This is a genomic window from Arthrobacter sp. 10N410, assembly GCF_056394945.1.
The window spans coordinates 35,540-57,111 of sequence record NZ_JBFTIP010000003.1 but is presented as its reverse complement, the minus strand read 5'-3'; the positions used below and the strand labels follow the sequence as shown (position 1 = coordinate 57,111).

The window sequence follows — 21,572 nt, the reverse complement described above, 5'->3', positions numbered from 1 at the left end:
GAGGGGCCGTTGGGAATTTTGGAGACCATCCGGAGTCCGCAGGACCTGAGCAAGTTGTCCCAGGCGCAGCTGGACCAGCTGGCCGCCGAGGTCAGGGAATTCCTGATCGGCAACGTCTCCCAGACGGGAGGCCACCTCGGGCCGAACCTTGGCGTCGTTGAACTCACCATCGCGGTGCACCGGATCTTCGATTCCCCCCGCGACAGCATCGTCTTCGACACCGGCCACCAGTCCTACGTGCACAAGCTCCTCACCGGGCGCCAGGACTTCAGCACGCTCCGCCAGCAGGGCGGCCTGTCCGGCTACCCGGACCGGGCAGAATCCGAGCACGACATCGTCGAAAGCTCGCACGCGTCCTCCTCGCTGTCCTGGGCCGACGGCATTTCCCGCGCCCGGCAGCTGACCGGCGACGGCGACCGCTACGTGATCGCCGTCGTCGGTGACGGCGCCCTGACCGGCGGCATGGCCTGGGAAGCGATCAACAACATCGCTGCGGACAAGAAGCGCCGCGTCGTGATCGTGGTGAACGACAACGGCCGCTCCTACGCCCCGACCGTCGGCGGCGTCGCCGACTACCTCGCCTCGCTGCGCCCCACCATCGATTCGCTCCGCGCCGCCCCCGCCTACGAGGGCGCCCTTGACTGGTGGAAGAAGCGGCTGCAGAGCGGCGGCCCGGCGGGCCAGTTCACCTACAAGAGCCTGCACGCCATGAAGAAGGGCATCAAGGACTGGTGGGCCCCGCAGGGCATGTTCGAGGACCTCGGCATGAAGTACATCGGCCCGGTGGACGGCCACAACCTCCAAGCCATGGAGAACGCGCTGTCCACGGCCAAGAACTATGCCGGCCCCGTGATCGTCCACGCCATGACCGAAAAGGGCCACGGCTACGCCCCGGCCCGCGCGCACGAGGCGGACCAGTTCCACGCCGTCGGCATCATCGACCCGGAAACCGGTGAGCCAACCGAGGCCGGCGGCGCCAAGTCCTGGACCTCCGTTTTCGCCGACGAGATCGCCGACATCGCCGACGAACGCAAGGACATCGTTGGCATCACCGGCGCCATGCTGATCCCGGTTGGGCTGCACAAGTTCGCCGCCCGCCACCCGGAGCGCGTGTTCGACGTCGGCATCGCCGAACAGCACGCCCTCACCTCCGCCGCCGGCATGGCCTTCGGCGGGCTTCACCCCGTGGTGGCCGTCTACGCGACCTTCCTCAACCGCGCCTTCGACCAGCTGCTGATGGATGTCGCCCTGCACAAGGCCGGCGTCACGGTGGTGCTGGACCGGGCCGGCGTCACCGGCCCCGACGGTGCCAGCCACCACGGCATGTGGGACATGGCGATGGTCCAGATCGTCCCCGGCCTGCACCTCGCCGCGCCGCGTGACGCCTCCCGGCTGCGCGAGGAACTGCGCGAGGCCGTGGCCGTCGAAGACGCACCCACCGTCATCCGCTACTCCAAGGGCACCGTCGGCGCGGAAGTCGAAGCCCTCGAACGGCTCAGCGACGGCGTCGACGTGCTGGCCCGCCGCCCGGCCGGATCCAGCGACAACGACGTGCTGATTGTCAGCGTCGGCGCCATGTCCGAACTCGCGCTGGACGTGTCGAACCGGCTCGGCGCCCAGGGCATCAGCTCCACCGTGGTCGACCCGCGCTGGGTCCTTCCCGTGCCCCAGTCGGTCATCGCCCTCGCCTCGCACCACCGCCTCGTGATCTGCATCGAGGACGGCGTCCGGGCCGGCGGCGTCGGCTCCCGGATCCGCCAGGAAATGCGGGCCGCCGGCGTGGACACGGCCCTCAACGAGGTGGGCCTCCCGGTGGAGTTCCTGGACCACGGGAGCCGCAGCCAGGTGCTGGAGCGGGTCGGCCTGACCGCCCAGCAGATCACCCACGACGTCGTCGCGCAGGTCCTCGGGACCAAGGTGCCGTTCGCTCGGCCGCTGCCCGGCCAGGCGCACCCCAGCACCGGCAGCCTGCCGATCCTGTGAGGAATCCGGCGTCGGACCAGCCTTACCAAGCCGTCAAGGCACAGCAATCACCCTTCGACGGCACTGACCGCGGACGGTTTACGAAGGGACAGCCATGAGCGGCATTATCCGGGTCTACAAGCGCGACGAAGAGGGAGTCCTGCACTTCAGGGAAGCCTGGATTGACGAGGAGTACCACGAGTTCGTGATGAACCACGGCGTCGTCGGGCACCAGAGCAAGACCGAGGAGACGGCGGCCGCCGACGCCGCCGCGGGCGAGGGGCTCATGGAGGCCTTCGCGGCGCAGTGCGCTGAGGACGGCTACGCGGAGATCCCGGAGGAGGAGCAGTTCTGGGTGGTGGCGCAGTACGCGCTCAAGACCAAGGAGGGCACCAGCCGCGACCGCTACCTCGAGGAAAAAGCCAAGGACGCCCTGATCAGCCACCTCGCCTGGCGCGGCCTCGGCGTCGTGGACCGGTCCGAGTTCTCCGACGCCAAGCTCAACATCTTCTGCCTCACCCCGGACGTCAACAAGACCGTCAACGCTATCAAGGTCTGCATCCGGGGCGAAGACCTGGACTTCACCAAGCTGAGCATCGGCGCCGCCCCGTTCGGCAGCACTGACTTCAAGCTCAAGCACTCGGCCAAACCGGCCAACAGCTTCGCGCTCTAGGCACCACGCCTGGATATCCACCGGTAAGGAGCCGGCCACGGCTCACATCAGTTTGGGGGCAAGCGATTGGAAGGAAACGCAATGACGCGGAAATCCCCTCGACCAGGCAGCACTCCACTTCCCGCCGGGCTGGCGGCGCCGGCCCGCAGGTCCCTGGCCCATGCGGGGGTGGAAACCCTCGAGCACCTGGTGCTGCTGGGCCGGCGCCGGCTGGCAGGGATGCCGGGAGTCTGCCCGCGCACCCTTGCGCAACTACAGGACGCCATGGACGAGCAAGGGCTGGAGCTTCCCGCGGGGTAGCAGCGTCCGGGAGCCTGCCCGGGAGCCCGCCGCGGCCGTTATAGGCTGATTCCCATGACTGAATACCGCCGCGTAGGAAATTCCGGACTAACCGTCTCCGTCGTGGGACTTGGCTGCAACAACCTGGGCCGGGCCAACACCGCCACCGAGTCGCAGGAGGGGACCGACGCCGTCGTGCATGCGGCCCTGGACGCCGGCATCACGTTCTTCGACGTCGCCGACGCCTACGGCCGGGAGCCCGGGCTCAGCGAAACCATGCTGGGCAAGGCCCTCGGTTCGCGCCGCGCCGACGCCGTGATCGGCACCAAGTTCGGCATGGACATGCGCGGGACCAACGGCAACGACTTCGACGCCCGCGGCTCCCGGCGCTACATCATCAAGGCAGCCGAGGCCTCGCTGCGCCGGCTCGGAACGGACTGGATCGACCTCTACCAGTTCCACACGCCGGACCCGCTGACACCCATCGACGAGACCCTCGCCGCCCTGGACGAGCTCGTGACCAGCGGCAAGGTCCGCTACATCGGCCACTCCAACCGGGCCGGCTGGCAGATCGCGGAGGCCGAATTCGTGGCCCGCGGCCGCGGCGGAGCCCGCTTCATCTCCAGCCAGAACCACTACAACCTGCTGGACCGCCGCGCCGAGCTGGAGGTCACCCCGGCCGCCGAGGCCTACGGCCTGGGCGTGCTCCCGTACTTCCCGCTGGCCAACGGCCTGCTGACCGGCAAGTACTCGCAAGGTAAGGCGCCGGAGGGGTCGCGCCTGAGCCACACCCGCACCAACCTCGTCCACGACGCCGACTGGAAACAGCTGGGTGCCTTCTCCGCCTTCGCCGCCGAGCGGGGGCTCAACGAGATCCAGGTCGCGTTCTCCTGGCTCGCCGCCCAGCCCTCCGTCAGCAGCGTGATCGCCGGTGCGACCCGGCCCGAGCAGGTCCGGCAGAACGCCGCCGCGGTCGCCTGGGTCCCGGACGCCACCGAGCTGGCAGAACTCGATGAGATCTTCCCGCGCACGCCGAAGGTCGCACTCTTCTGAGCCCGGAAATACCCCGCGCCCTGGACGCCGACCACCTGGTCCTGATGGACGTCGATACCGGGATCGACGACGCCCTCGCCATCGTGTACCTGCTGTCCCGGCCCGAGGTCCGGCTGCAGGCCATCACCTGCACCGCAGGCAACGTCGGGGCGCGCCAGGTGGCGCTGAACAGCCTGTCCCTGCTGGAGCTGTGCGGGCGGGAAGGGATCGAAGTCGCCGTCGGCGCCGAGGTCCCGCTGGAAATCCCGCTGGTCACCACCGAAGAGACCCACGGGCCGCAGGGGATCGGCTACGCCGAGCTGCCCGCCCCCGCCCAGGCCATTTCGCCGCGGCACGCCGTGGACGTCTGGGTGGAGGAGGCCAGAGCGCATCCGGGGGAGATCACCGGCCTGATCACCGGACCGCTGACCAATTTCGCCCTGGCCCTGCGCCGCGAACCGGAACTGCCGCGGCTGCTCAAAGGCCTGGTGATCATGGGCGGCAGCTTCTACTACCAAGGCAACACGACGCCGACGGCGGAATGGAACACCGCGGTGGACCCGCACGCCGCCAAGGAGGTCTACGCGGCCTACCGCGGGATGCCCGAGGACAAGCTGCCGGTCGTCTGCGCGCTGGAGACCACGGAGCGGATCGAGATGCTGCCGGAGCACCTACGCCGGCTCGGCGAGGCCGCGGGGGCTGCCGAACCCGAGCTGGTGCTCCCGGAGCAGCCCGAAGGACTGCGCAGCGGCTCCAGCAGCCCGCTGGTGGCGTGCCTGTCGGACGCGATCCGCTTCTACATGGAGTTCCACCGACTCTATGACCAGGGTTACGTCGCCCACATGCACGACGCGTTCGCCGCCTGCGCCGCCGTCGGACGCACGCCCTTCAGCACGCGGCTGGCGACGGTCGACGTCGAGACGGAGTCCCCGCTGCTGGCCGGCACAACGGTGGCCGACTTCCGCGGCCTGTGGGGGCTGCCGCCGAACGCCAGGATCGTCAGCGGCAACGACCCCGGCCAGTGCTTCGACGAGCTGATTGCCTCCGTGGGCGCGCTGGCACGCTCCCTGGGCGCACTGTAGCCGCGGGCGCCGGCCGGGTCCACGGCGCCGGTGTTCCCGGCCGGTCCGCCTGATCGCTAAGATGGTAGCTGCGCCGAGGTGACATGAGGCGGTTGTTGCAAACCCCAGCCGAAGGACTTTTCCCATGTCACCGCAGCCCCTGACCCTCCCCGACGCAGGCTCCCGCACCGGAGCCGGCACGGCACCCGGCCGCCGCCGGCTGCTCGAAATCGCGGGCGCCGCGGCCATCGCCGCCACCTACGTCTTCCTCGTCCTCACCCAGCCGGTCGAGATCGCCAACGGACCGGCAAGCTTCTCCGCCCTGGTTGCCTTCGGCGGGTTCCTGCTCGGCGCGGTGCTGCTGCTCGTCGCCGTGCTGCCCGTCCTGCCCACCTCCACCCTGGTCCTGATGCCGGTGGCGATTGTGCTGAACGTGGTCCTCGGCCAGCTGATGGGCAGCACCGGGCTGCCGTTCTACCTGGACGCGATCGGCACGGTCCTGATCGCCGTCCTCGCCGGGCCGGCCGCCGGTGCCGCCACCGGAGTGCTCGGCAGCATTGTCTGGTCCTTCTTCAACCCCACCGTGCTGCCCTTCGCCGCCGGCGCGGCCCTGATCGGGTTCCTCGCCGGGCTGGCCGCCCGCGGGGGACTGTTCCGCCGCTTCTATTTCGCGCCCGTGGCCGGCTTCCTTACCGGCATCCTGGCCGGCGTCGTCTCCGCCCCGATCGCAGCCTTTGTCTACGGCGGAACCGCGGGTCTGGGCACCGGCGCCATCGTCAGCGCGTTCCGTGCCATGGGCGACACCCTGCTGGCAGCGATCACCAAGCAGGCACTCATCTCCGACCCGATGGACAAGGCAATTGTCTTCACGATCGCCGCGCTGCTGGCCTACGCCCTGCCGCGGCGCACGACGTTCCAGTTCGCCTTCGTCCGCCGCTTCCGGGTACTCGCGGGTAAGGTCCCGGCGGATCCCGCAGCCTAGGCCATGCGCCTGCACCCGCTCACAGCCCTGACCGCGGCGTGCTGTGCCGCGGTCATTACGACGGCGGCCGGCAGCTGGCCGCTGTCCGTCGCCGTGGCCGTGGCCGCCGTGCTGCTTGCCGCACGCGCGGGCGTCACAGCGCGGGTGCTGCTGGCTGCCGGGGTCATCCTCGCACCGTTGTTCCTGTCCCTGCTGGTGCTGCACGGCTTGTTCTTCCCGGAGGGGCACACCGTGCTGGCGCAGTGGGGGCCTGCCCGGGTCACCGCCGAAGGACTCAGCTTCGCCCTGGAGTTGGCCTCGCGGACAGCCGCGTGCGTCCTGCTGCTGCTGTTGTTTTCCTTCACCGTCAGCGTCCCGGATCTGCTGACCGCCCTCGCCGCGCGGCGCATCCCTCCGCAGTTCAGCTTCGTGCTCGCGTCCACGCTCACGCTGGTCCCTGCGATGGCCGAAAGGGTGGAGAAGATCCGTCAGGCCCAGGAAGCGCGCGGGCTGGTGGTCGGGCGCGGGCTGCTGTCCCGGCTGGCGGCGGCCAGGCTGCAGGCGGTGCCGCTGGTCCTGGGCCTGGTGGAGGATGCCGGGCTCCGGGCACAGGCCCTGGACGCGCGGGGTTTCGGCACCACCGGACCACGGACCAGCTACCGGCAACTGCAGGACCCTCCTGCGCAGCGCATCGTCCGGGCCGTAGCGCTCCTGCTGGCCGCCGCCGCCGTGGTCCTGCGGCTCATCACGGCATGGCCCGCGGCGGTGCACTCGTGAACGGGGGCGGACGCGCCCAGCCCGGGCAGCCCGCCACCGGGGCGCTGCCCGCGGCCGCTGCCCGGATCAGGAGCTTCAGCTTCCACGGGGATGCGGGCGATGCGCTGCGGGATGTGCAGCTCTCCGTCCTGCCGGGAACCCTGACCGCCGTGCTGGGTGGTTCCGGCAGTGGCAAGACCACCCTCGGCAAGCTCCTCGCCGGCTGGCTTCGGGGCGGCCATTCCGGTGTCCTGCGCGGCAGTCTGGCGCTGGGCGCGGACCGCCTCGAATTCCACGGCGGCAGCGGCGACCCCCGGATCAACCCCGCTGCCTGGTCCGGCCGGGTGGGTTACGTGCCGCAGGACGCCGCCGCCATGCTGTCCTCGGTGCGCTCTACGGTGGCGGATGAACTGGCCTTTGGCCTGGAAAATCGGGGTGTGCCCCGCCCCGAGATGATCCGGCAGGTGGCCCGAATCGCCGAACAAACCGGCCTGTCCGGGCTGCTGGAGCGGGACCCGGCAGAGCTCTCCGGCGGCGAGCTGCGCCGGCTGGCAGTCGCGTGCGCGGTCATCGCCGACCCGCAAGTGCTGGTGCTGGACGAACCACTCGGGTCCCTCGACGCCGACGGTGCCAGCCGGCTCCGCACCCTGGTGAGCCGGCTGCTCGAAGCCGGCACCGCTGTGGTGCTTCTGAGCCAGAGGGCCGACGCACTCGCCCGCAGCGCCGGGCACTGGATCGTCCTGAACGGCGGCACGGTAACGGCGGAAGGCCGGCCGGCCGAGCTGGGGAACGGGGCCGCGCTCCGCGATGCAGGCGTCGTGGCGGAGAGCCTGGACGCCGGGATGCCGAAAGACCTGACCTGGGCCGCCGCGTCGACCCCGGTCCTTGAACTGCGAGGCATCGGCTTCGGCTACGGGCCAGGCAAGACTCGCGCGGGGGGATCCGCGAGGGGACCGGCGGGGAACGTGCCCCGCGCGGCCCTGCTGCGCGACCTGGACCTGACCGTGCGCCCGGGGGAGATTGTCGCTATCACCGGCCCCAACGGCACCGGCAAGTCCACGCTGCTGCGCCACTTCAACGGCCTGCTGCGGCCGCAGGCCGGTGAGGTGCGTGTCGAAGGTCGAGGCATCGACCGGATCCCGACGGGCCGCATCGCCGCTTCGGTCGGGATGTTGTTCCAGCAGCCGCGCGACCAGCTTTTCGAACGGACGGCGCTGCGGGAGGTCGGCTTCGGGCTGCGCCGGCTTGCCGGTGCGGAGGCGGCCGGCCGGGCGCAGGAGGCACTGGCCGCCGTCGGGCTCTCCGGCGCCGCGCAGACCCACCCGGCCGAGCTGCCGTCTTCCAGCCAGCGGTTGCTTGCCCTGGCCACGGTCCTGGCCCGCAGGCCGGCCGTCATCGCGCTGGATGAGCCCACCGTGGGACTGGATCGACAGGGGCTCGAACGGCTGCAGCACACGGTCGCCGCCGCAGCGGCGCGGGGCGCCGGCGTCGTCCTGGTCACGCACGATCTCGCTTACGCCCGGGCCAGCGCCCACCGTGTCCTCGCGCTCGACGGCGGCAGCCTGCGGGACATCTGACGGGCGCCGGTTACGAGCCATCTGCCACCCGGCGCTGTATATTTCTTGGAGTTTTCCCGTGCCGGAGCAGGCACGGGCCATTGACCAGGAGGAACCGTTGAAGAACCCCATCGCCCGCCAGATTGGAACGGTTTTCGTCCCGGTCAGCGACATTGCCAAGGCCCGGGACTGGTATTGCGGCCTGCTCGGTGTCCCGGCCGACGGAGAAATCCTCTTCGACCATCTTTATGTACTGCCGATGGACGGTGCGGGCCTGGTCCTGGACAGCAAGATCTACTCCGCGGACGCGGTCTTCCGCGTCCCCGCGTTCCATCTCAACACGGCAGATATCGAGGCCGCGCACCTGCACGTGCAGGACACCGGGGCCGAGGTCGCGGAGATCCGGGACGGGCATTGGTTCAACTTCAAGGATCCGGACGGCAATGTGCTGATGATCTGCGAGTGCTAGGAGCGGCCGCCGCGCCCGGGCCGAACGCACGAAGGCGCCGCCGCCCGCGCCGTGATGGCCGGGGCAGCGGCGCCTTCGTCTTTGGTTGCTAGGCTGCCGGTTCGGAGGCCACGCCGGGTGCCAGGAACTTCTTGCCGGTGACCCGCTCGGAGGCGCCCACCCGGTCCAGGTACGGAGTGATGCCGCCCAGGAACATTGGCCAGCCCGCGCCGAGGATCATGCAGAGGTCGATGTCCTCAGGTCCGGCCACCACGCCTTCGGACAGCATCAGGCCGATCTCCTCCGCGAGGGCGTCCTGCGTGCGGCGCAGCACTTCCTCTGCCGTCGAGGGCGAATCGCCGAAGGTCATCAGGGCCAGGGTCTCGGCCGGGATGACCGGACTGCCGGCCTTCACCGAGGCCGGGTCCCAGATGGACCTGACTCCGTGGTCGATCAGCGCCTGCAGGTTCCGGGACACGGTGAAGCGGTCCCCGAAGGCGTCGTGCAGGGATTCCTGCACGTGCTGGGCGACCGGCAGCCCCACCATGGCGCCGAGCGTGAACGGCGTCATGGGCAGGCCCATCGGGCGCAGTGCGTTGTCCGCGACCTCGGCGGGGGTTCCCTCATCGAAGGCCGCGGTCACTTCGCCCATCAGCCGCAACAGGAGCCGGTTGACCACGAAGGCGGCCGCATCCTTGACCAGCACCGCGGACTTCTTCAGTCCCTTGGCCAGTTCGAACGCGGTGGCCAGCACGGCGTCGTCGGTCTTCGGGGCGCGGACGATCTCCAGCAGCGGCATTACGGCCACCGGGTTGAAGAAGTGGAAGCCCACCAAGCGTTCGGGGTACTGCAAGTCCTCGGCCATGGCCGTGACGGACAGCGAGGAGGTGTTGGTGGCCAGGATGCATTCCGGCGAGACGATCGCCTCGACCTCCTTGAACACCTGCTTCTTGACGCTGAGCTCCTCGAACACTGCCTCGATGACGAAGTCGGCGTCGGCGAAGGCCTCCTTGGAGACCGAGCCGCTGACCAGGGCCTTGGTCCGGTTGGCCGCGTCCGCGCTGATCCGCTTCTTCGCCAGCAGCTTGTCCACCTCGGCGTGCACGTAGTCCACGCCCTTGTCCACGCGCGCCTGGTCGATGTCCGTCATGACCACGGGCACCTTGAGCTGGCGGGCGAACAGCAGTGCGAGCTGGCTGGCCATCAGGCCGGCGCCGACGACGCCGATCTTCGTGACCGGGCGGGCGAGCTTGCGGTCCGGGGCACCCGCAGGGCGCTTGGAACGGCGCTGCACGAGGTCCAGGAAGGCGTACACCGTGGAGCGGAACTCGTCGGTCTGCATGAGGTCCGCGAGGGTCTGGCACTCCAGCTCCGCCGATTCGGCCTGCGTCAGGGTGCGGTTGGCCTCCAGCACGTCCAGCACCTTGGCCGGGGCCGGGGAGGCGTTGGAGGTCTTGGCCTCCACGAACGCGCGGCCCGCCGCGACGGCGCCGGCCCAGCGTTCGGCAACGTCCGGCGCGGAGGGGTCGACGGCGTTGGCGCGTTCCGGTACGACTGCGCCGGCGATCACCTGCGCGGCCCAGGCGACGGACTGTTCGACGAAGTCGGCCGGCTCGAAGATGGCGTCCGCCACGCCGAGGTCGTAAGCCTGCGGACCCGTCAGGGTGCGGTTGTTGCTCAGCGGGTTCTCGATCATCACCTTGACGGCGTTCTCGGGGCCGATCAGCCGCGGCAGGATGTAGACCCCGCCCCATCCCGGGATCAGCCCGATGAACGCCTCCGGCAGGGCCAGCGCGCCGGCTCCGGTGGAGACGGTGCGGTAGGTGGACTGCAGGGCGATCTCCAGCCCGCCGCCCAGGGCCAGGCCGTTGATGAACGCGAAGCTCGGGACGCCGAGGTTCGCCAGGGTGGCGTAGACGTCGTGGCCGAGCTGGGCCATCCAGAGGCCCTGTTCACGGCCGCTGACCGACTTGACCGTGGACAGGTCCGCGCCGGCGACCAGGAAGTACGGCTTGCCGGTCACGCCGACGCCGACGATCTCACCGCGCGCGGCACGGTCCCGCAGCCCCTCGAGCACCGTGCCGAGCTCGATCAGGGTGTTCGGGCCCAGCGTGGTGGGCTTCGAATGGTCCAGGCCGTTGTCCAGCGTGACCAGGGCGAAGGTGCCGGGGCTCGTGCCGTTGACGGCGGGAAGCTGAATGTCCTGGACGTAGGAATGCGTTACCGTCTCGTTCGGAAACAGCTCGGCAAGCTTGTGGAAATCTGCGGCGCTCATGCTGCGGCTCCAGTCTTGGTCGTGTAGTCGGTGCCGTAGTCGGCGTGGTGCGGGTTCTCCCAGATGACGGTGGCACCCATGCCCAGGCCAATGCACATGGTGGTCATGCCGAAGCGGACCCCGGGATCTTCCTCGAACTGGCGGGCCAGCTGGTTCATCAGCCGGACGCCGGACGAAGCGAGCGGGTGCCCGACGGCGATCGCGCCGCCGTAGCGGTTCACCCGGGGGTCGTCGTCGGCGATGCCGAAGTGGTCCAGGAAGCTGAGGACCTGGACGGCGAAGGCCTCGTTGATTTCGAACAGGCCGATGTCGTCGATGCCGAGCCCGGCGTTCTTCAACGCCTTTTCAGTGGCCGGGACCGGCCCGATGCCCATGACTTCCGGTTCGACGCCGGCGAAGGCGTAGCTGACCAGGCGCATCTTGACCGGCAACCCAAGCTCCTCGGCGGCGTCGGCGGAGGCCAGCAGCGCCGCGGTGGCGCCGTCGTTGAGGCCGGCGGCGTTGCCGGCGGTGACGCGGCCGTGCGCGCGGAACGGGGTGCGCAGCGCGGCGAGGTCTTCCACCGAGGTGCCCGGGCGCGGCGGTTCGTCCACGGTGTTGACCGTCCAGCCCTGGCCGGGCTTCATGGTGGCCACGGGAACCAGGTACGGCTGGATCTGTTCCTTGGCGTAGGCCGCGGCCAGTTTGTCCTGGGAGGCCACGGCGTAAGCGTCCGTGCGTTCCTTGGTGATGGCGGGGAAGCGGTCGTGCAGGTTTTCCGCGGTGTTGCCCATGTTCAGGGCGGCGGGGTCGACGATCCGTTCGGACATAAAGCGCGGGTTGGGGTCCGCGCCGGCACCCATCGGGTGGTTGCCCATGTGCTCCACGCCGCCGGCAATGACGACGTCGTAAGCGCCGAAGCCGATGCCGCTGGCGGTCGTCGTCACGGCGGTCATGGCGCCCGCGCACATCCGGTCGATCGCGAAACCGGGAACGGTCCGCGGCAACCCGGCCAGCAGGGCGGCGGTGCGGCCGATGGTCAGTCCCTGGTCACCGGTCTGCGTTGTAGCGGCGATGGCGACCTCGTCGATGCGCTCGGCCGGCAGTGCCGGGTTGCGGCGCATGAGTTCGCGGATGCACTTGACCACGAGGTCATCGGCGCGGGTTCCGGCGTAGATACCCTTCTCGCCGGCGCGGCCGAACGGGGTGCGGACGCCGTCAACAAAAACGACCTCGCGGATGGCCCTGCTTTGTCCGATTGTCGGCTTTGCGCTGCTGGCTTGGCTCACGTATTACTCCTCATTGAGACATGGGTGCCGGATTTCCGCCCCCGGGCGGTGGGCTCGGGAAACAGGAGTGATCCTGGCGGCATCCCTAGCTATGTTACTCATGAGTAACATAGCTGGCAAGGAGTGACGGGCAGCCCGTCAGGAAACGGCGTTGGGCGCTGCTTCGGCAGGGGAGGCCACGGAGGCCGCGGAAGGCTTGGCTTCCTTGGGCGGCAGCGGCTGCGGGTTCAGGAAAGCCTCGGCGATCAGCGGAGCAGTGAGCTGGATCTGCCATTGGCGGGCGCCGAGGTTCTGGAGCTCCTCGGCAATGCCTTCCTCGCTGATCTCCGCGGGAGGACGCCATGCCACGCGGCGGAGGTAGTCCGGGGTGAGCAGGTTTTCGACCGGCAGGTTCAGCTCCTCGGCCCGGGCCTGCAGCTTGGGCCGGGCGGTGGCGAGCCGTGCCGCGGCCTCCGGATCCCGGTCGGCCCAGACACGCGGCGGCGGGGGAGCGTTGGTGGGCAGGTGCAGCGGCGGGAGCTCCTCAAGGCTGCGGGCCGTGCTGATGCAGCGCAGCCAGCGCGGAGCCTCGCGCTGCGCGGCCCTGCCGTGGAAGCCCTTGGTGCCGAGCAGTTGCGGCACGGTGCTGGGCATGGCCTTGGCGGCGGCCACGAGGGAGGAATCGGGGATAAGCCGGCCCGGGGCGACGTCGCGCTTCTGCGCCAGCGAGTCGCGCTCCAGCCAGAGTTCGCGCACGGCGGCGAGCTGGCGGCGGTCGCGGATCTGGTGCAGCCCGGAGGTCTTGCGCCACGGGTCGACGCGCGGCGGGGCCTGGCCGGCTTCGAGGATCGCGGCGAATTCCTGCTCGGCGTACTCCAGTTTGCCGTCGGCGGTGAGGAGTTCGATCAGCTCCTCGCGGAGCTCGGTGAGGACTTCGACGTCGAGCGCGGCGTAGCGCAGCCACGGCTCCGGCAGCGGCCGGGTGGACCAGTCGGCGGCCGAGTGTTCCTTGGCCAGGCCGAAGCCCAGCAGCTGTTCGATGACGGCGGCGAGGCCAACCCTCGGCAGTCCGGCCAGCCGTGCGGCGAGTTCGGTGTCAAAGAGTTTGTCCGGCCACATGCCGAGTTCGGACAGGCACGGGAGGTCCTGGCTGGCCGCGTGCAGGATCCACTCGACGCCGCGCAGGGCCTCATTGATGATGCGCAGGTCACCAAAGGGCTCCGGGTCGATTAGCCAGGTGCCTGCGCCCTCGCGGCGGATCTGGACGAGGAAGGCGCGCTGGCCGTACCGGAATCCGGAGGCGCGTTCGGCGTCCACTCCCGCCGGGCCGTGGCCGGCGGCCAGGGCTGCGGCACAGCGTTCCAGTCCTGCTTGGGTCTCGATAACGAGCGGGACGCCGTCGCGGGGAGCGTCGAGGTCGATGACCTCGGGGACCAGGCTGTCGAAGCCTTCCACCGTGATGTGGGCCGGCGCGCCAGCCGCCTCTGCGGTGCTGGAGGCTGTGGTGGCGGCCGTGCTTGGGGCTGTGCCCGCGGTGGTGATTTCCGGATTATGAGGGGTCATGATGACTCCAGTTTACCGACATCGCCGTCGTTGCAGGCCGAGGCCGCGGCCGCCGGGGTCCGGTCATGGCTGCCGTGGGCGTCGGCGCGGCAGTGCGGAGACGCCGTCGGGCAGCGGCGGCAGGCCCGCAAAGGTGCAGACCATGTCCGACCACGCTTCCAGGTGGGCGGTGATGTCCCGGCCGGCCGGTGTCCAGGAAGCGCGGAGTTCAATGTCGATGGTGCCGGGCCGGCCAGCGAGCGTGCCGAAGCTTTCCGAGAGCACCCGGGTGGCGGTGCCCCCGGCCGAGCGGTACGCCGCTTGGTGGTTTTCCAGCGCCTCCACGAGCCAGGTCCACGCGACGGAGCCGAGCATCTCGTCGTTGCCCATGTCCGGCTCAAGCTGGGCGCGGATGTAGGTGACGATCCGGAATTCGCCGTCCCAGACCGCGGAGCCGTCCGGGTCATGCAGGAGGATAAAACGGCCGGTGGCGAGTTCGACGTCGTCGCTGCCGGACGCCGGGGACAGCGCGGCGGCCGCCGGGCCGTGGACCGCACCTGCCGCGGCGTCGCCGGGGACGACGACTTCCGCGCCGAGCGCCACCGCGTAGGGAGCGAGCCGGCCGGGGGCCGGGATCTCATCGAGGCGCAACTCGCTGCGGCACCGTGCTTTTCGAAGCGTCCCCAGGGCGAAGAGGAAATCCGCCGGAACCTGGTCGAGTGGGTTCACAGTGAAAGATTATGCACGGTGCCCGTCCCGGCCCGGCAGGCTCGCCGCCCGGCCGGGACCGGCTTGCACCTAGCCGGCCGCGAGCTCGCGCTTGATCGCGGCGATAAAGGAATCAACGTCTTCCTCGGTGGTGTCGAAGGAGCACATCCAGCGGACCTCGCGGGCCGCCTCGTTCCAGTCATAGAACCGGAAGGACTTCCGCAGCCGGTCCGCCACGCCGGCGGGCAGGACGGCGAAGACGCCGTTGGACTCGGTCTTCTGGCTCAGTTCGACGCCGGGGATCGACTCGACGCCGGCGCGCAGCCGGGCCGCCATCGCGTTGGCGTGCGAGGCCGAGCGCAGCCACAGGTCGCCCTCGAGCAGGGCGATGAACTGCGCGGACATGAACCGCATCTTGGAGGCCAGCTGCATGTTCATTTTGCGCAGGTAGACCAGGCCGTGGGCGGCGTCGGGGTTAAGCGCCACCACCACCTCGCCGAACAGCAGCCCGTTCTTGGTGCCGCCGAAGGAGAGGATGTCCACGCCCGCGTCGCGGGTGAAGGCGCGCAGCGGCACCGCGAGGTGGGCGGCGGCGTTGGCCAGCCGGGCGCCGTCCATGTGCAGCTTCATGCCCTTGGAGTGGACATGCTCAGCGATGGCGCGGACCTCCTCGGGGGTGTAGCAGGTGCCCAGCTCGGTGGTCTGCGTGATCGAGACCGCCAGCGGCTGCGCGCGGTGCTCATCGCCCCAGCCCCAGGCCTCCTGGTCGATCAGGGCGGGGGTGAGCTTGCCGTCCGGCGTCGGGACCTGCAGGAGCTTGATGCCGCCGATCCGTTCCGGCGCGCCGTTCTCGTCCATGTTGATGTGGGCCGTGGAGGCGCAAATGACGGCGCCCCAGCGCGGCAGCAGGGACTGGAGCGAGAGGACGTTCGCGCCGGTGCCGTTGAAGACCGGGAAGCACTCGATGCCCGAACCGAAGTGCCGCTCCATCAGCTGCTGCAGGCGGGCCGTGTAATCGTCCTCGCCGTAGGACACCTGGTGGCCTTCGTTGGCGGCGGCCAGGGCGGCGAGCACCTCGGGGTGCACACCGGAGTAGTTGTCCGAGGCGAAGCCCCGGACGGAGGGATCATGGAGCCGCAGCGCGGTGCTGGCCGGGGCAGTGTCAATGGTGTTGGTTTCGACCGTGCTGGTCATCTCGTTGCTCACGCTTTCAGTGTAGAGGTGCCGGCATACTGGCTAAGCGGCAGGCGCCGGCCGTTCAGTTCCGCGGCGGGGGTCCGGAAGAGCCCGACGGCGGCCGCCGCCAGCTCCTCGACGTCGGTGAAGCCCGGGAACTTGCGTTCCGGGGAGGCTGCGCGCATGGCCGCGTCGACGAGGGCCTTCACCACGAAGACGACGGCGGCGCTGCGCTGCTCCACCGGCTCGGCTGCGGTTCCGGAGGCCGCGGAGCTCCCGGAGTTCCCGGACTGGGCGCGCCGGAAGCCGTCGGCCACCGCGAGGGTCCAGGCCTCGGCGGCGGCCTTCGCCGCCGCGTAGCTGGCGCCGGCCGCCGTCGGGCTGGCCACCGCGGTGGACGAGACGATCGCCAGGCGCCCGGCATCCGAGGCGGCCAGGTCGTCGTAGAAGGTCCGGCTGACGTTGCGGAGCGTGGTGACGGCGTTGCGTTCCAGGAAGGCCCAGTCCTCGTCGCTCTGGTCGGTGATGCCCTTGGCGCCGCGCCAGCCGCCCACCAGGTGGATCACGCCGTCGACGCGTCCGGCCCGCCCCGTGAGCGACGCGTGGAGATCCCGGACCGCCGCCGGATCGGCCAGGTCGCAGGCCAGCGGCACCACGCCGTCGCCGGCTTCTGCGGCGGCGGCCTCGATCCGGGCGGGATCGGAACCAACGGTGAACACCGTGTGCCCGGCACCCCGGAGGGCGCGGGCCACGGCGATCCCGGACGGGCTGCTGCCGCCGGCTACCAGGACGTTGAGGGCGCGTCCGTCGCTCATCCGGCGTTCATGGCCTGGCTGGTGGAGCCGGCGGCAGCGTTGGTGTCAGCGTTGGCGTCCGTCGACCCCGTGATGCCGGCGGTTGAATCGATCACGTTCCGCATCTTCTTCTCCAGCGCCTCGTAGAACATGGAGAGCGGGAACTCGTCGTCGAGCACCTGGTCGGTCAGGCCGCGCGGCGGCCCGTCCAGCGGCAGGGCGTCCGGTCCCTTGGCCCAGACCGAGGCCGGGTTGGGCGTGACGGTGCCGGAGATCAGCTCATAGGCGGCCAGCCAGTGGGCCATCTTGGGGCGGTCGATCGAGCGCCAGTACAGTTCCTCGATCCGGGCGCCGAGTTCCACTACGACGTCGGCCGCTTCGTCCCAGTCGATGCTGAGCTTGCTGTCGGTCCAGTGCAGCACGTGGTGCTGGTGCATCCAGGCGAAGAGCAGCTGGCCGCCGAGGCCGTCATAGTTGCGGACCCGGCTGCCCGTGATGGCGAAGCGGAAAATGCGGTCGAAGATGACGGCGTACTGGACCAGCTTGGCGTGACGGCGGGCTTCCGGATCCGCCTCCTCGTCCTTTTCGATCTTCACGGACTCGCGGAAGGCGGTGAGGTCGCAGCGGAGTTCCTCAAGTGAGTACAGGAAGAACGGCATGCGCTGCTTGATCATGAACGGGTCGAACGGCAGGTCACCGCGCATGTGGGTGCGGTCGTGGATGAGGTCCCACATGACAAAGGTTTCCTGGGTCAGCTGCTGGTCTTCGAGCAGTCCCGCGGCGTCCTCCGGGAGCTGCAGCGAGGTGATCTCGGCGGCGGCGCGCAGCACGCGGCGGAAGCGGGCGGCCTCGCGGTCGGCGAAGATGGCGCCCCAGGTGAAGGTGGGGGTCTCGCGGACGGCCACGGTCTCGGGGAACAGTACTGCCGAGTTGGTGTCGTAGCCGGGGGTGAAGTCAAGGAAGCGGATCGGCACGAAGAGTTTGTTGGAGTACTCGCCCGCTTCCAGGCCGGCAATGAACTCGGGCCAGATGACCTCGATCAGCACGGCCTCGACCAGGCGGTTGCTGCTGCCGTTCTGGGTGTACATCGGGAAGACCACGAGGTGCTGCAGGCCGTTGACCCGGTGCTGCTGAGGCTGGAAGGCCTGCAGCGAGTCGAGGAAGTCGGGTACGCCGAAGCCGCCGTCGGCCCAGCGCTTGAAGTCTACGGCCAGCAGTTCCAGGTACCGCGCGTCGTGCGGGAAGGCCGGGGCCAGGGCGGAGACGGCGTCCGTGATGGCGGCGACGTGTCCAGCCGCCGCCTGATGGTCGGCGGCATCGGGCACGGAGCCGTCCTGGCTCTGGAGGGCCTGCAGGGCGGTGGCGGCAGCCTTGAGCCGCTGCCATTCCGGGGAGCCGGCAGTGATCGGGGCAGGGGCGGTGAGGGCGGTCATGGTCATCGTCAGTCGCCTTTCTGGTTGCTGGGAACGTCTACGGCGAGCGTAGCAAGCAAACAGAAGCTCTAACTCAAAAATGGGCTGAGCATAAGGAACTCTGAGGCATGGTGGCTGCGCCCAGCGTTCCAGCTCCAGCGGGACCGGGGCTGGCTCAGGCGTCCGTGCCGGAGGCGGCGGACTCCGCCGCTGGGACGAGCTTCAGGGAGACCGAGTTGATGCAGTAGCGCTGGTCCGTGGGCGTGCCGTAGCCCTCGCCCTCGAACACGTGGCCCAGGTGCGAATCGCAGGCGGCGCACCGCACCTCGATCCGCTCCATCCCCAGGGTCCGGTCGTGGATGTAGCGCACGGTGCCATCCGCAAGCGGGGCCCAGAAGGACGGCCAGCCGCAGTGCGAATCGAACTTTTCCCGGCTGGTGAAGAGTTCGGTGCCGCACGCCCGGCACTGGTACACGCCCGCGGTGTGGGTGTCCCAGTACTCTCCGGTGTAGGGCCGCTCCGTTCCGGCCTGGCGGAGGACCCGGTATTCCTCAGGGCTCAGTTCCTCGCGCCACTGCTGGTCGGACTTTTCCACCGGCGCCTGGCCGGCCCGCACCGGTTCCGCCGGCGCGCCGGCGGAACCGGCGTCGTCATGGGCGGGGGAGGACGCGGGGGAGGTGACGGGCGCGACTTTGGGCTTGTTGCTGAAGATGCTCATGACCTCAATAACGCTCAGGAGTCCCCGATAAATCCCGATCCGGCGTACAAATGCAGCACCGGCAGGCCGAGCTTGTCCTGCGCCTCGTTGGCCCAGTCGGTGTGGAAGGTGTCCGCGACGGCGTGCGGCCTGGTGATCACCACGGCCTGCCCGGCGTTCAGCTCCTTGACCTTGGCGACCAGGGCGTCAACCGCCCGGCCCTCGACGACTTCGCCGGTCACGCCTCCGCCGATTCCGCCCAGCGCGGCGAGCGACGCGGCGAGCGTTTCGGCCGCCGCCGTCCGTTCCACGGCCGGATCGGGATGCTTGGCAGTCAACTCCCGGAACGCCTTGGCGACCTCCAGCATGGAGAGGTTCTCCAGGAAGTCCACCAGCAGGTGGCGCTCCGTGTTCGCCGGGACCAGGACGACCAGCGGCGAATCACCGTCCGCCACGAGGGTTTCGATGTTGACGCGGTCGTCCGCGCCGAGGGGCTCTTCTGTCAGGATGACGATTGGGTCGCTCATGCCCCCAGCCTAGCCGTATTGCGCCGGGGCCGGCCCCCGCACCGGCGGCGGTATTGGTGCGCCGGATGCCGGGGTTGGCCCGGAGTTCGGTAAGAATGGTGCCATGGCATCCACCCCGCGCCTCGCCCCGCCAACGCCCCGGACCCTGATTGCCCGATCCAGTTCCCGCGCTCTGCCCGCGGGAAACCCGGACACCGGCGTGCTGGACACCGGGCTGAAGGGGAACGCCAGGTGGGCGGTGGGCGGCATCATCGGCGGAAGCGCCGCAGCCGGACTGCTCGCCGCCGGGTCCTCGGCGCTGGCCCTTTACTTCGCCCGGCGTGTCATCACCCCGGTCCGGGTTCGCGAGGAGGACCAGGAGGTGCTGGCCGTAATCCGAGAGGGCCGAGGCCTGCAGGTCATCCTCAAGGCGACCCCCGATTCCACCGTGGAGGGCGTCTACGGTTTCTTTTTCGACGGTGGCCGCGGCCATGCCCGCCTCGGCCGGATCCTGTCCTACTCGCCCGCGGAGCAGACCGTGCTGCGCGAAGTCGAGGCGGTCTATAGCGGGGACCTGACCGCGGCGCGGCGCGGCTACTGGAGCGGTGCCGTGCACCCCGACCCCGCGGCGATCGGACTGCCGTTCGAAGAGGTGCAGATTGCGGTCGACGGCGGGACGGCACCAGCGTGGCAGGTCAGGGCCGCCCCGGCGGCCGGGACGCCGACGTCGGATACCTGGGCGATCATGGTGCACGGGCGCGGCGCCTCGCGGCAGGAGGGCCTGCGCGCCGTCCGGGTGGCCCGCGAGCTGGGCCTCTCCAGCCTGCTGATCTCCTACCGCAATGACGGCCTGGCCCCGTCGGCCGCGGATGGCCGTTACGGCCTGGGCTCCACCGAGTGGCGGGACGTCGAAGCCGCGATCGGATATGCGCTGGAGCAGGGGGCGCACGAGGTGGTGCTCTTCGGCTGGTCCATGGGCGGCGCGATTTGCCTGCAGACCGCGGATTTGTCCCGGTACCACCACCTGATCCGGGCCATGGTGCTGGACGCCCCGGTGATTAACTGGGTGAATGTCCTGGCGCACCATGCCGAGCTGAACCGGATCCCCTCCGCCGTCGGACGCTACGGGCAGTTAATGATGAGCCACCGGCTGGGCCGCCGCCTGACCGGCCTGGCCGCCCCCGTGGACCTCAAGGCGATGGACTGGGTCTCCCGTGCCGTGGAGCTACGGACACCGACGCTGATCCTGCACTCCGTCGACGACGAATACGTTCCCTACGGCCCGTCCGCGGACCTGGCGGAGAAGAATCCGGAGATGGTGACCTTCGAAGCGTTCAGCACGGCACGGCACACGAAGGAATGGAACGTCGACCCGGAGCGCTGGGAGTCGCTGGTCACGGCCTGGCTCCGGCAGCAGCTCGCGCCCCGGCCGTCACCCGCGGGCTAAGGCTCCCACCGCCGGAGCCGTTAGCGGTGGTTGGAGGTGCCGATCCGGGCCGTGCTGGCGCCGGTCAGCCGGATCAGTTCGGCCGGGCTGAGCTCCAGGTCCAGGCCGCGGCGGCCGCCCGAGACCAGGATGGTTTCCAGCTCCAACGCGCTCTCGTCGACCACGGTGGGGGAGGGCTGGCGCTGTCCCAGCGGGGAGATGCCGCCGAGGACGTAGCCGGTGCGGCGCTCCGCCGTCGCTGGGTCCGCCATCGCGGCCTTCTTGCCGCCCAGGGCCGCCGCCATCGCCTTCAGGTCCAGGTTGCCGCTGACCGGCACGACGCCGACGGCGAGGCGCCCGTCGACGTCGACCATCAGGGTTTTGAACACCCGGGCGGGGTCGATCCCCAGTACCTCGGCGGCCTCCAGGCCGTAGCTGGCCGCGGCGGGGTCATGGCTGTAGGGGTGCGCAACGAAGGAAACCCCGGCCGCCGCGAGTGCCGCGGTGGCAGGGGTTCCCTGGGATGCCTGTTTGCGGGCCACGGGACCGGCTCAGCCCTGCTGCGGCAGGGCGGCGACTTTGCGCTTGATCCGGCCGAGCATCGCCGTCATACCGCGCATCCGCAGGGGAGTGATGGCGCGCGTGAGTCCGAGGAGTTCGGGCATGTCGTCCGGGACGGCCAGGATCTCCGCCGGGCTAAGCCCGTCGAGGCCCTCGTGCAGCACGCCGGCGAAACCGCGCGTCGTGGGGGCCTCCGGCGGAGCCTTGAAGAACAAGCGCACGCGCTCCGGTGCGCCGCCGGACTGGCCGTCGACGCCGGGTTCCGTCTCGATCGTCAGGAACAGCGGCGACTGGCATTCCACCACCTGCTCCATCAGCTCCGGGTGGTCCTGGAGGCGCGCCGGAGGATCCGGCAGCTCCCGGGAAAACTCGAGCAGCAGCTGGAGCCGCTCGGCTTCTTCGAGGGCTTGGAAGTCGTCAACAATTTCCGCGAGGGCGGCCGGGAGGGCAGAAGTATTCATCAGTCCCAGCTTACGCACGGGCGGCGATTGTGTCCCGGT

At 70.0% G+C, this 21,572-nt stretch carries 21 protein-coding genes; 10 read left to right on the top strand and 11 right to left on the bottom strand.

All coding sequences use genetic code 11. The features are described from left to right. Positions 1-9 precede the first annotated feature (9 nt). The 9 genes from dxs to AC1DB8_RS08030 all read left to right on the top strand — a co-directional run bounded on the left by dxs (position 10) and on the right by AC1DB8_RS08030 (position 8,749). Positions 10-1,983 carry a 1-deoxy-D-xylulose-5-phosphate synthase gene (dxs, locus tag AC1DB8_RS08070; protein ID WP_476892719.1) on the top strand — a complete coding sequence of 658 codons (1,974 nt, stop codon included), beginning with the start codon at positions 10-12 and terminating at the stop codon, positions 1,981-1,983. A 94-nt stretch (positions 1,984-2,077) separates the two neighbouring features. Continuing rightward, on the top strand, positions 2,078-2,635 hold the full coding sequence (locus tag AC1DB8_RS08065; RefSeq protein WP_476892718.1) for a hypothetical protein: 558 nt from the start codon (positions 2,078-2,080) through the stop codon (positions 2,633-2,635). Positions 2,636-2,716: 81 nt separating this feature from the next. Continuing rightward, positions 2,717-2,935, top strand: a complete 219-nt coding sequence (locus AC1DB8_RS08060; RefSeq protein ID WP_441418819.1) for a helix-hairpin-helix domain-containing protein — start codon at positions 2,717-2,719, stop codon at positions 2,933-2,935. A 54-nt stretch (positions 2,936-2,989) separates the two neighbouring features. Further along, positions 2,990-3,967, top strand: coding sequence for an aldo/keto reductase (locus tag AC1DB8_RS08055; protein ID WP_476892717.1), 978 nt, complete (start codon positions 2,990-2,992; stop codon positions 3,965-3,967). 44 nt (positions 3,968-4,011) lie between these two features. Beyond that, positions 4,012-5,028: a nucleoside hydrolase gene (locus AC1DB8_RS08050; protein WP_476892716.1), complete on the top strand. Its 1,017-nt coding sequence runs from the start codon at positions 4,012-4,014 to the stop codon at positions 5,026-5,028. A 124-nt stretch (positions 5,029-5,152) separates the two neighbouring features. Then, positions 5,153-5,989 carry an ECF transporter S component gene (locus AC1DB8_RS08045; RefSeq protein ID WP_476892715.1) on the top strand — a complete coding sequence of 279 codons (837 nt, stop codon included), beginning with the start codon at positions 5,153-5,155 and terminating at the stop codon, positions 5,987-5,989. A 3-nt stretch (positions 5,990-5,992) separates the two neighbouring features. After that, positions 5,993-6,745, top strand: a complete 753-nt coding sequence (locus AC1DB8_RS08040) for an energy-coupling factor transporter transmembrane component T (RefSeq protein WP_476892714.1) — start codon at positions 5,993-5,995, stop codon at positions 6,743-6,745. Further along, on the top strand, positions 6,721-8,301 hold the full coding sequence (locus AC1DB8_RS08035; RefSeq protein WP_476892713.1) for an ABC transporter ATP-binding protein: 1,581 nt from the start codon (positions 6,721-6,723) through the stop codon (positions 8,299-8,301). The genes AC1DB8_RS08040 and AC1DB8_RS08035 overlap by 25 nt, the downstream gene beginning before the upstream one ends. A gap of 58 nt (positions 8,302-8,359) precedes the next feature. After that, a complete protein-coding gene (locus AC1DB8_RS08030; RefSeq protein ID WP_476892712.1) occupies positions 8,360-8,749 on the top strand; it encodes a VOC family protein in 390 nt (129 codons plus the stop codon). Positions 8,750-8,837: 88 nt separating this feature from the next. On the opposite strand, the gene AC1DB8_RS08025 is transcribed toward AC1DB8_RS08030, so the two are convergent. From AC1DB8_RS08025 to AC1DB8_RS07985, 9 genes are all read right to left on the bottom strand, one after another. Continuing rightward, positions 8,838-11,003, bottom strand: coding sequence for a 3-hydroxyacyl-CoA dehydrogenase NAD-binding domain-containing protein (locus tag AC1DB8_RS08025; protein ID WP_476892711.1), 2,166 nt, complete (start codon positions 11,001-11,003; stop codon positions 8,838-8,840). After that, positions 11,000-12,271: a thiolase family protein gene (locus AC1DB8_RS08020; RefSeq protein ID WP_476892710.1), complete on the bottom strand. Its 1,272-nt coding sequence runs from the start codon at positions 12,269-12,271 to the stop codon at positions 11,000-11,002. The genes AC1DB8_RS08025 and AC1DB8_RS08020 overlap by 4 nt, the downstream gene beginning before the upstream one ends. A 138-nt stretch (positions 12,272-12,409) precedes the next feature. Continuing rightward, entirely contained in the window at positions 12,410-13,813 is a 1,404-nt protein-coding gene (locus AC1DB8_RS08015; protein WP_476892709.1) for an HRDC domain-containing protein, read from the bottom strand. A gap of 63 nt (positions 13,814-13,876) precedes the next feature. Next, positions 13,877-14,521, bottom strand: a complete 645-nt coding sequence (locus AC1DB8_RS08010; protein ID WP_476892708.1) for a DUF3000 domain-containing protein — start codon at positions 14,519-14,521, stop codon at positions 13,877-13,879. 69 nt (positions 14,522-14,590) lie between these two features. Continuing rightward, a complete protein-coding gene (locus AC1DB8_RS08005; protein ID WP_476893021.1) occupies positions 14,591-15,694 on the bottom strand; it encodes a threonine aldolase family protein in 1,104 nt (367 codons plus the stop codon). Between the two features lie 8 nt (positions 15,695-15,702). Beyond that, positions 15,703-16,491: an SDR family NAD(P)-dependent oxidoreductase gene (locus AC1DB8_RS08000; RefSeq protein WP_476892707.1), complete on the bottom strand. Its 789-nt coding sequence runs from the start codon at positions 16,489-16,491 to the stop codon at positions 15,703-15,705. After that, complete coding sequence (locus AC1DB8_RS07995) at positions 16,488-17,909, bottom strand: DUF6421 family protein (RefSeq protein ID WP_476892706.1); 1,422 nt, start codon at positions 17,907-17,909, stop codon at positions 16,488-16,490. The genes AC1DB8_RS08000 and AC1DB8_RS07995 overlap by 4 nt, the downstream gene beginning before the upstream one ends. 148 nt (positions 17,910-18,057) lie before the next feature. Then, positions 18,058-18,600 carry a peptide-methionine (R)-S-oxide reductase MsrB gene (gene msrB / locus AC1DB8_RS07990; RefSeq protein WP_476892705.1) on the bottom strand — a complete coding sequence of 181 codons (543 nt, stop codon included), beginning with the start codon at positions 18,598-18,600 and terminating at the stop codon, positions 18,058-18,060. A 14-nt stretch (positions 18,601-18,614) separates the two neighbouring features. Beyond that, positions 18,615-19,106: a hypothetical protein gene (locus tag AC1DB8_RS07985; RefSeq protein WP_441418805.1), complete on the bottom strand. Its 492-nt coding sequence runs from the start codon at positions 19,104-19,106 to the stop codon at positions 18,615-18,617. Between the two features lie 103 nt (positions 19,107-19,209). Between AC1DB8_RS07985 and AC1DB8_RS07980 the strand changes: the two genes are divergently transcribed. Beyond that, entirely contained in the window at positions 19,210-20,532 is a 1,323-nt protein-coding gene (locus AC1DB8_RS07980; RefSeq protein WP_476892704.1) for an alpha/beta hydrolase family protein, read from the top strand. Positions 20,533-20,552: 20 nt separating this feature from the next. On the opposite strand, the gene ybaK is transcribed toward AC1DB8_RS07980, so the two are convergent. Then, positions 20,553-21,053, bottom strand: a complete 501-nt coding sequence (gene ybaK, locus AC1DB8_RS07975) for a Cys-tRNA(Pro) deacylase (RefSeq protein WP_441418803.1) — start codon at positions 21,051-21,053, stop codon at positions 20,553-20,555. A gap of 9 nt (positions 21,054-21,062) precedes the next feature. Further along, positions 21,063-21,533 carry a SufE family protein gene (locus AC1DB8_RS07970; RefSeq protein WP_476892703.1) on the bottom strand — a complete coding sequence of 157 codons (471 nt, stop codon included), beginning with the start codon at positions 21,531-21,533 and terminating at the stop codon, positions 21,063-21,065. Positions 21,534-21,572: the final 39 nt, after the last annotated feature.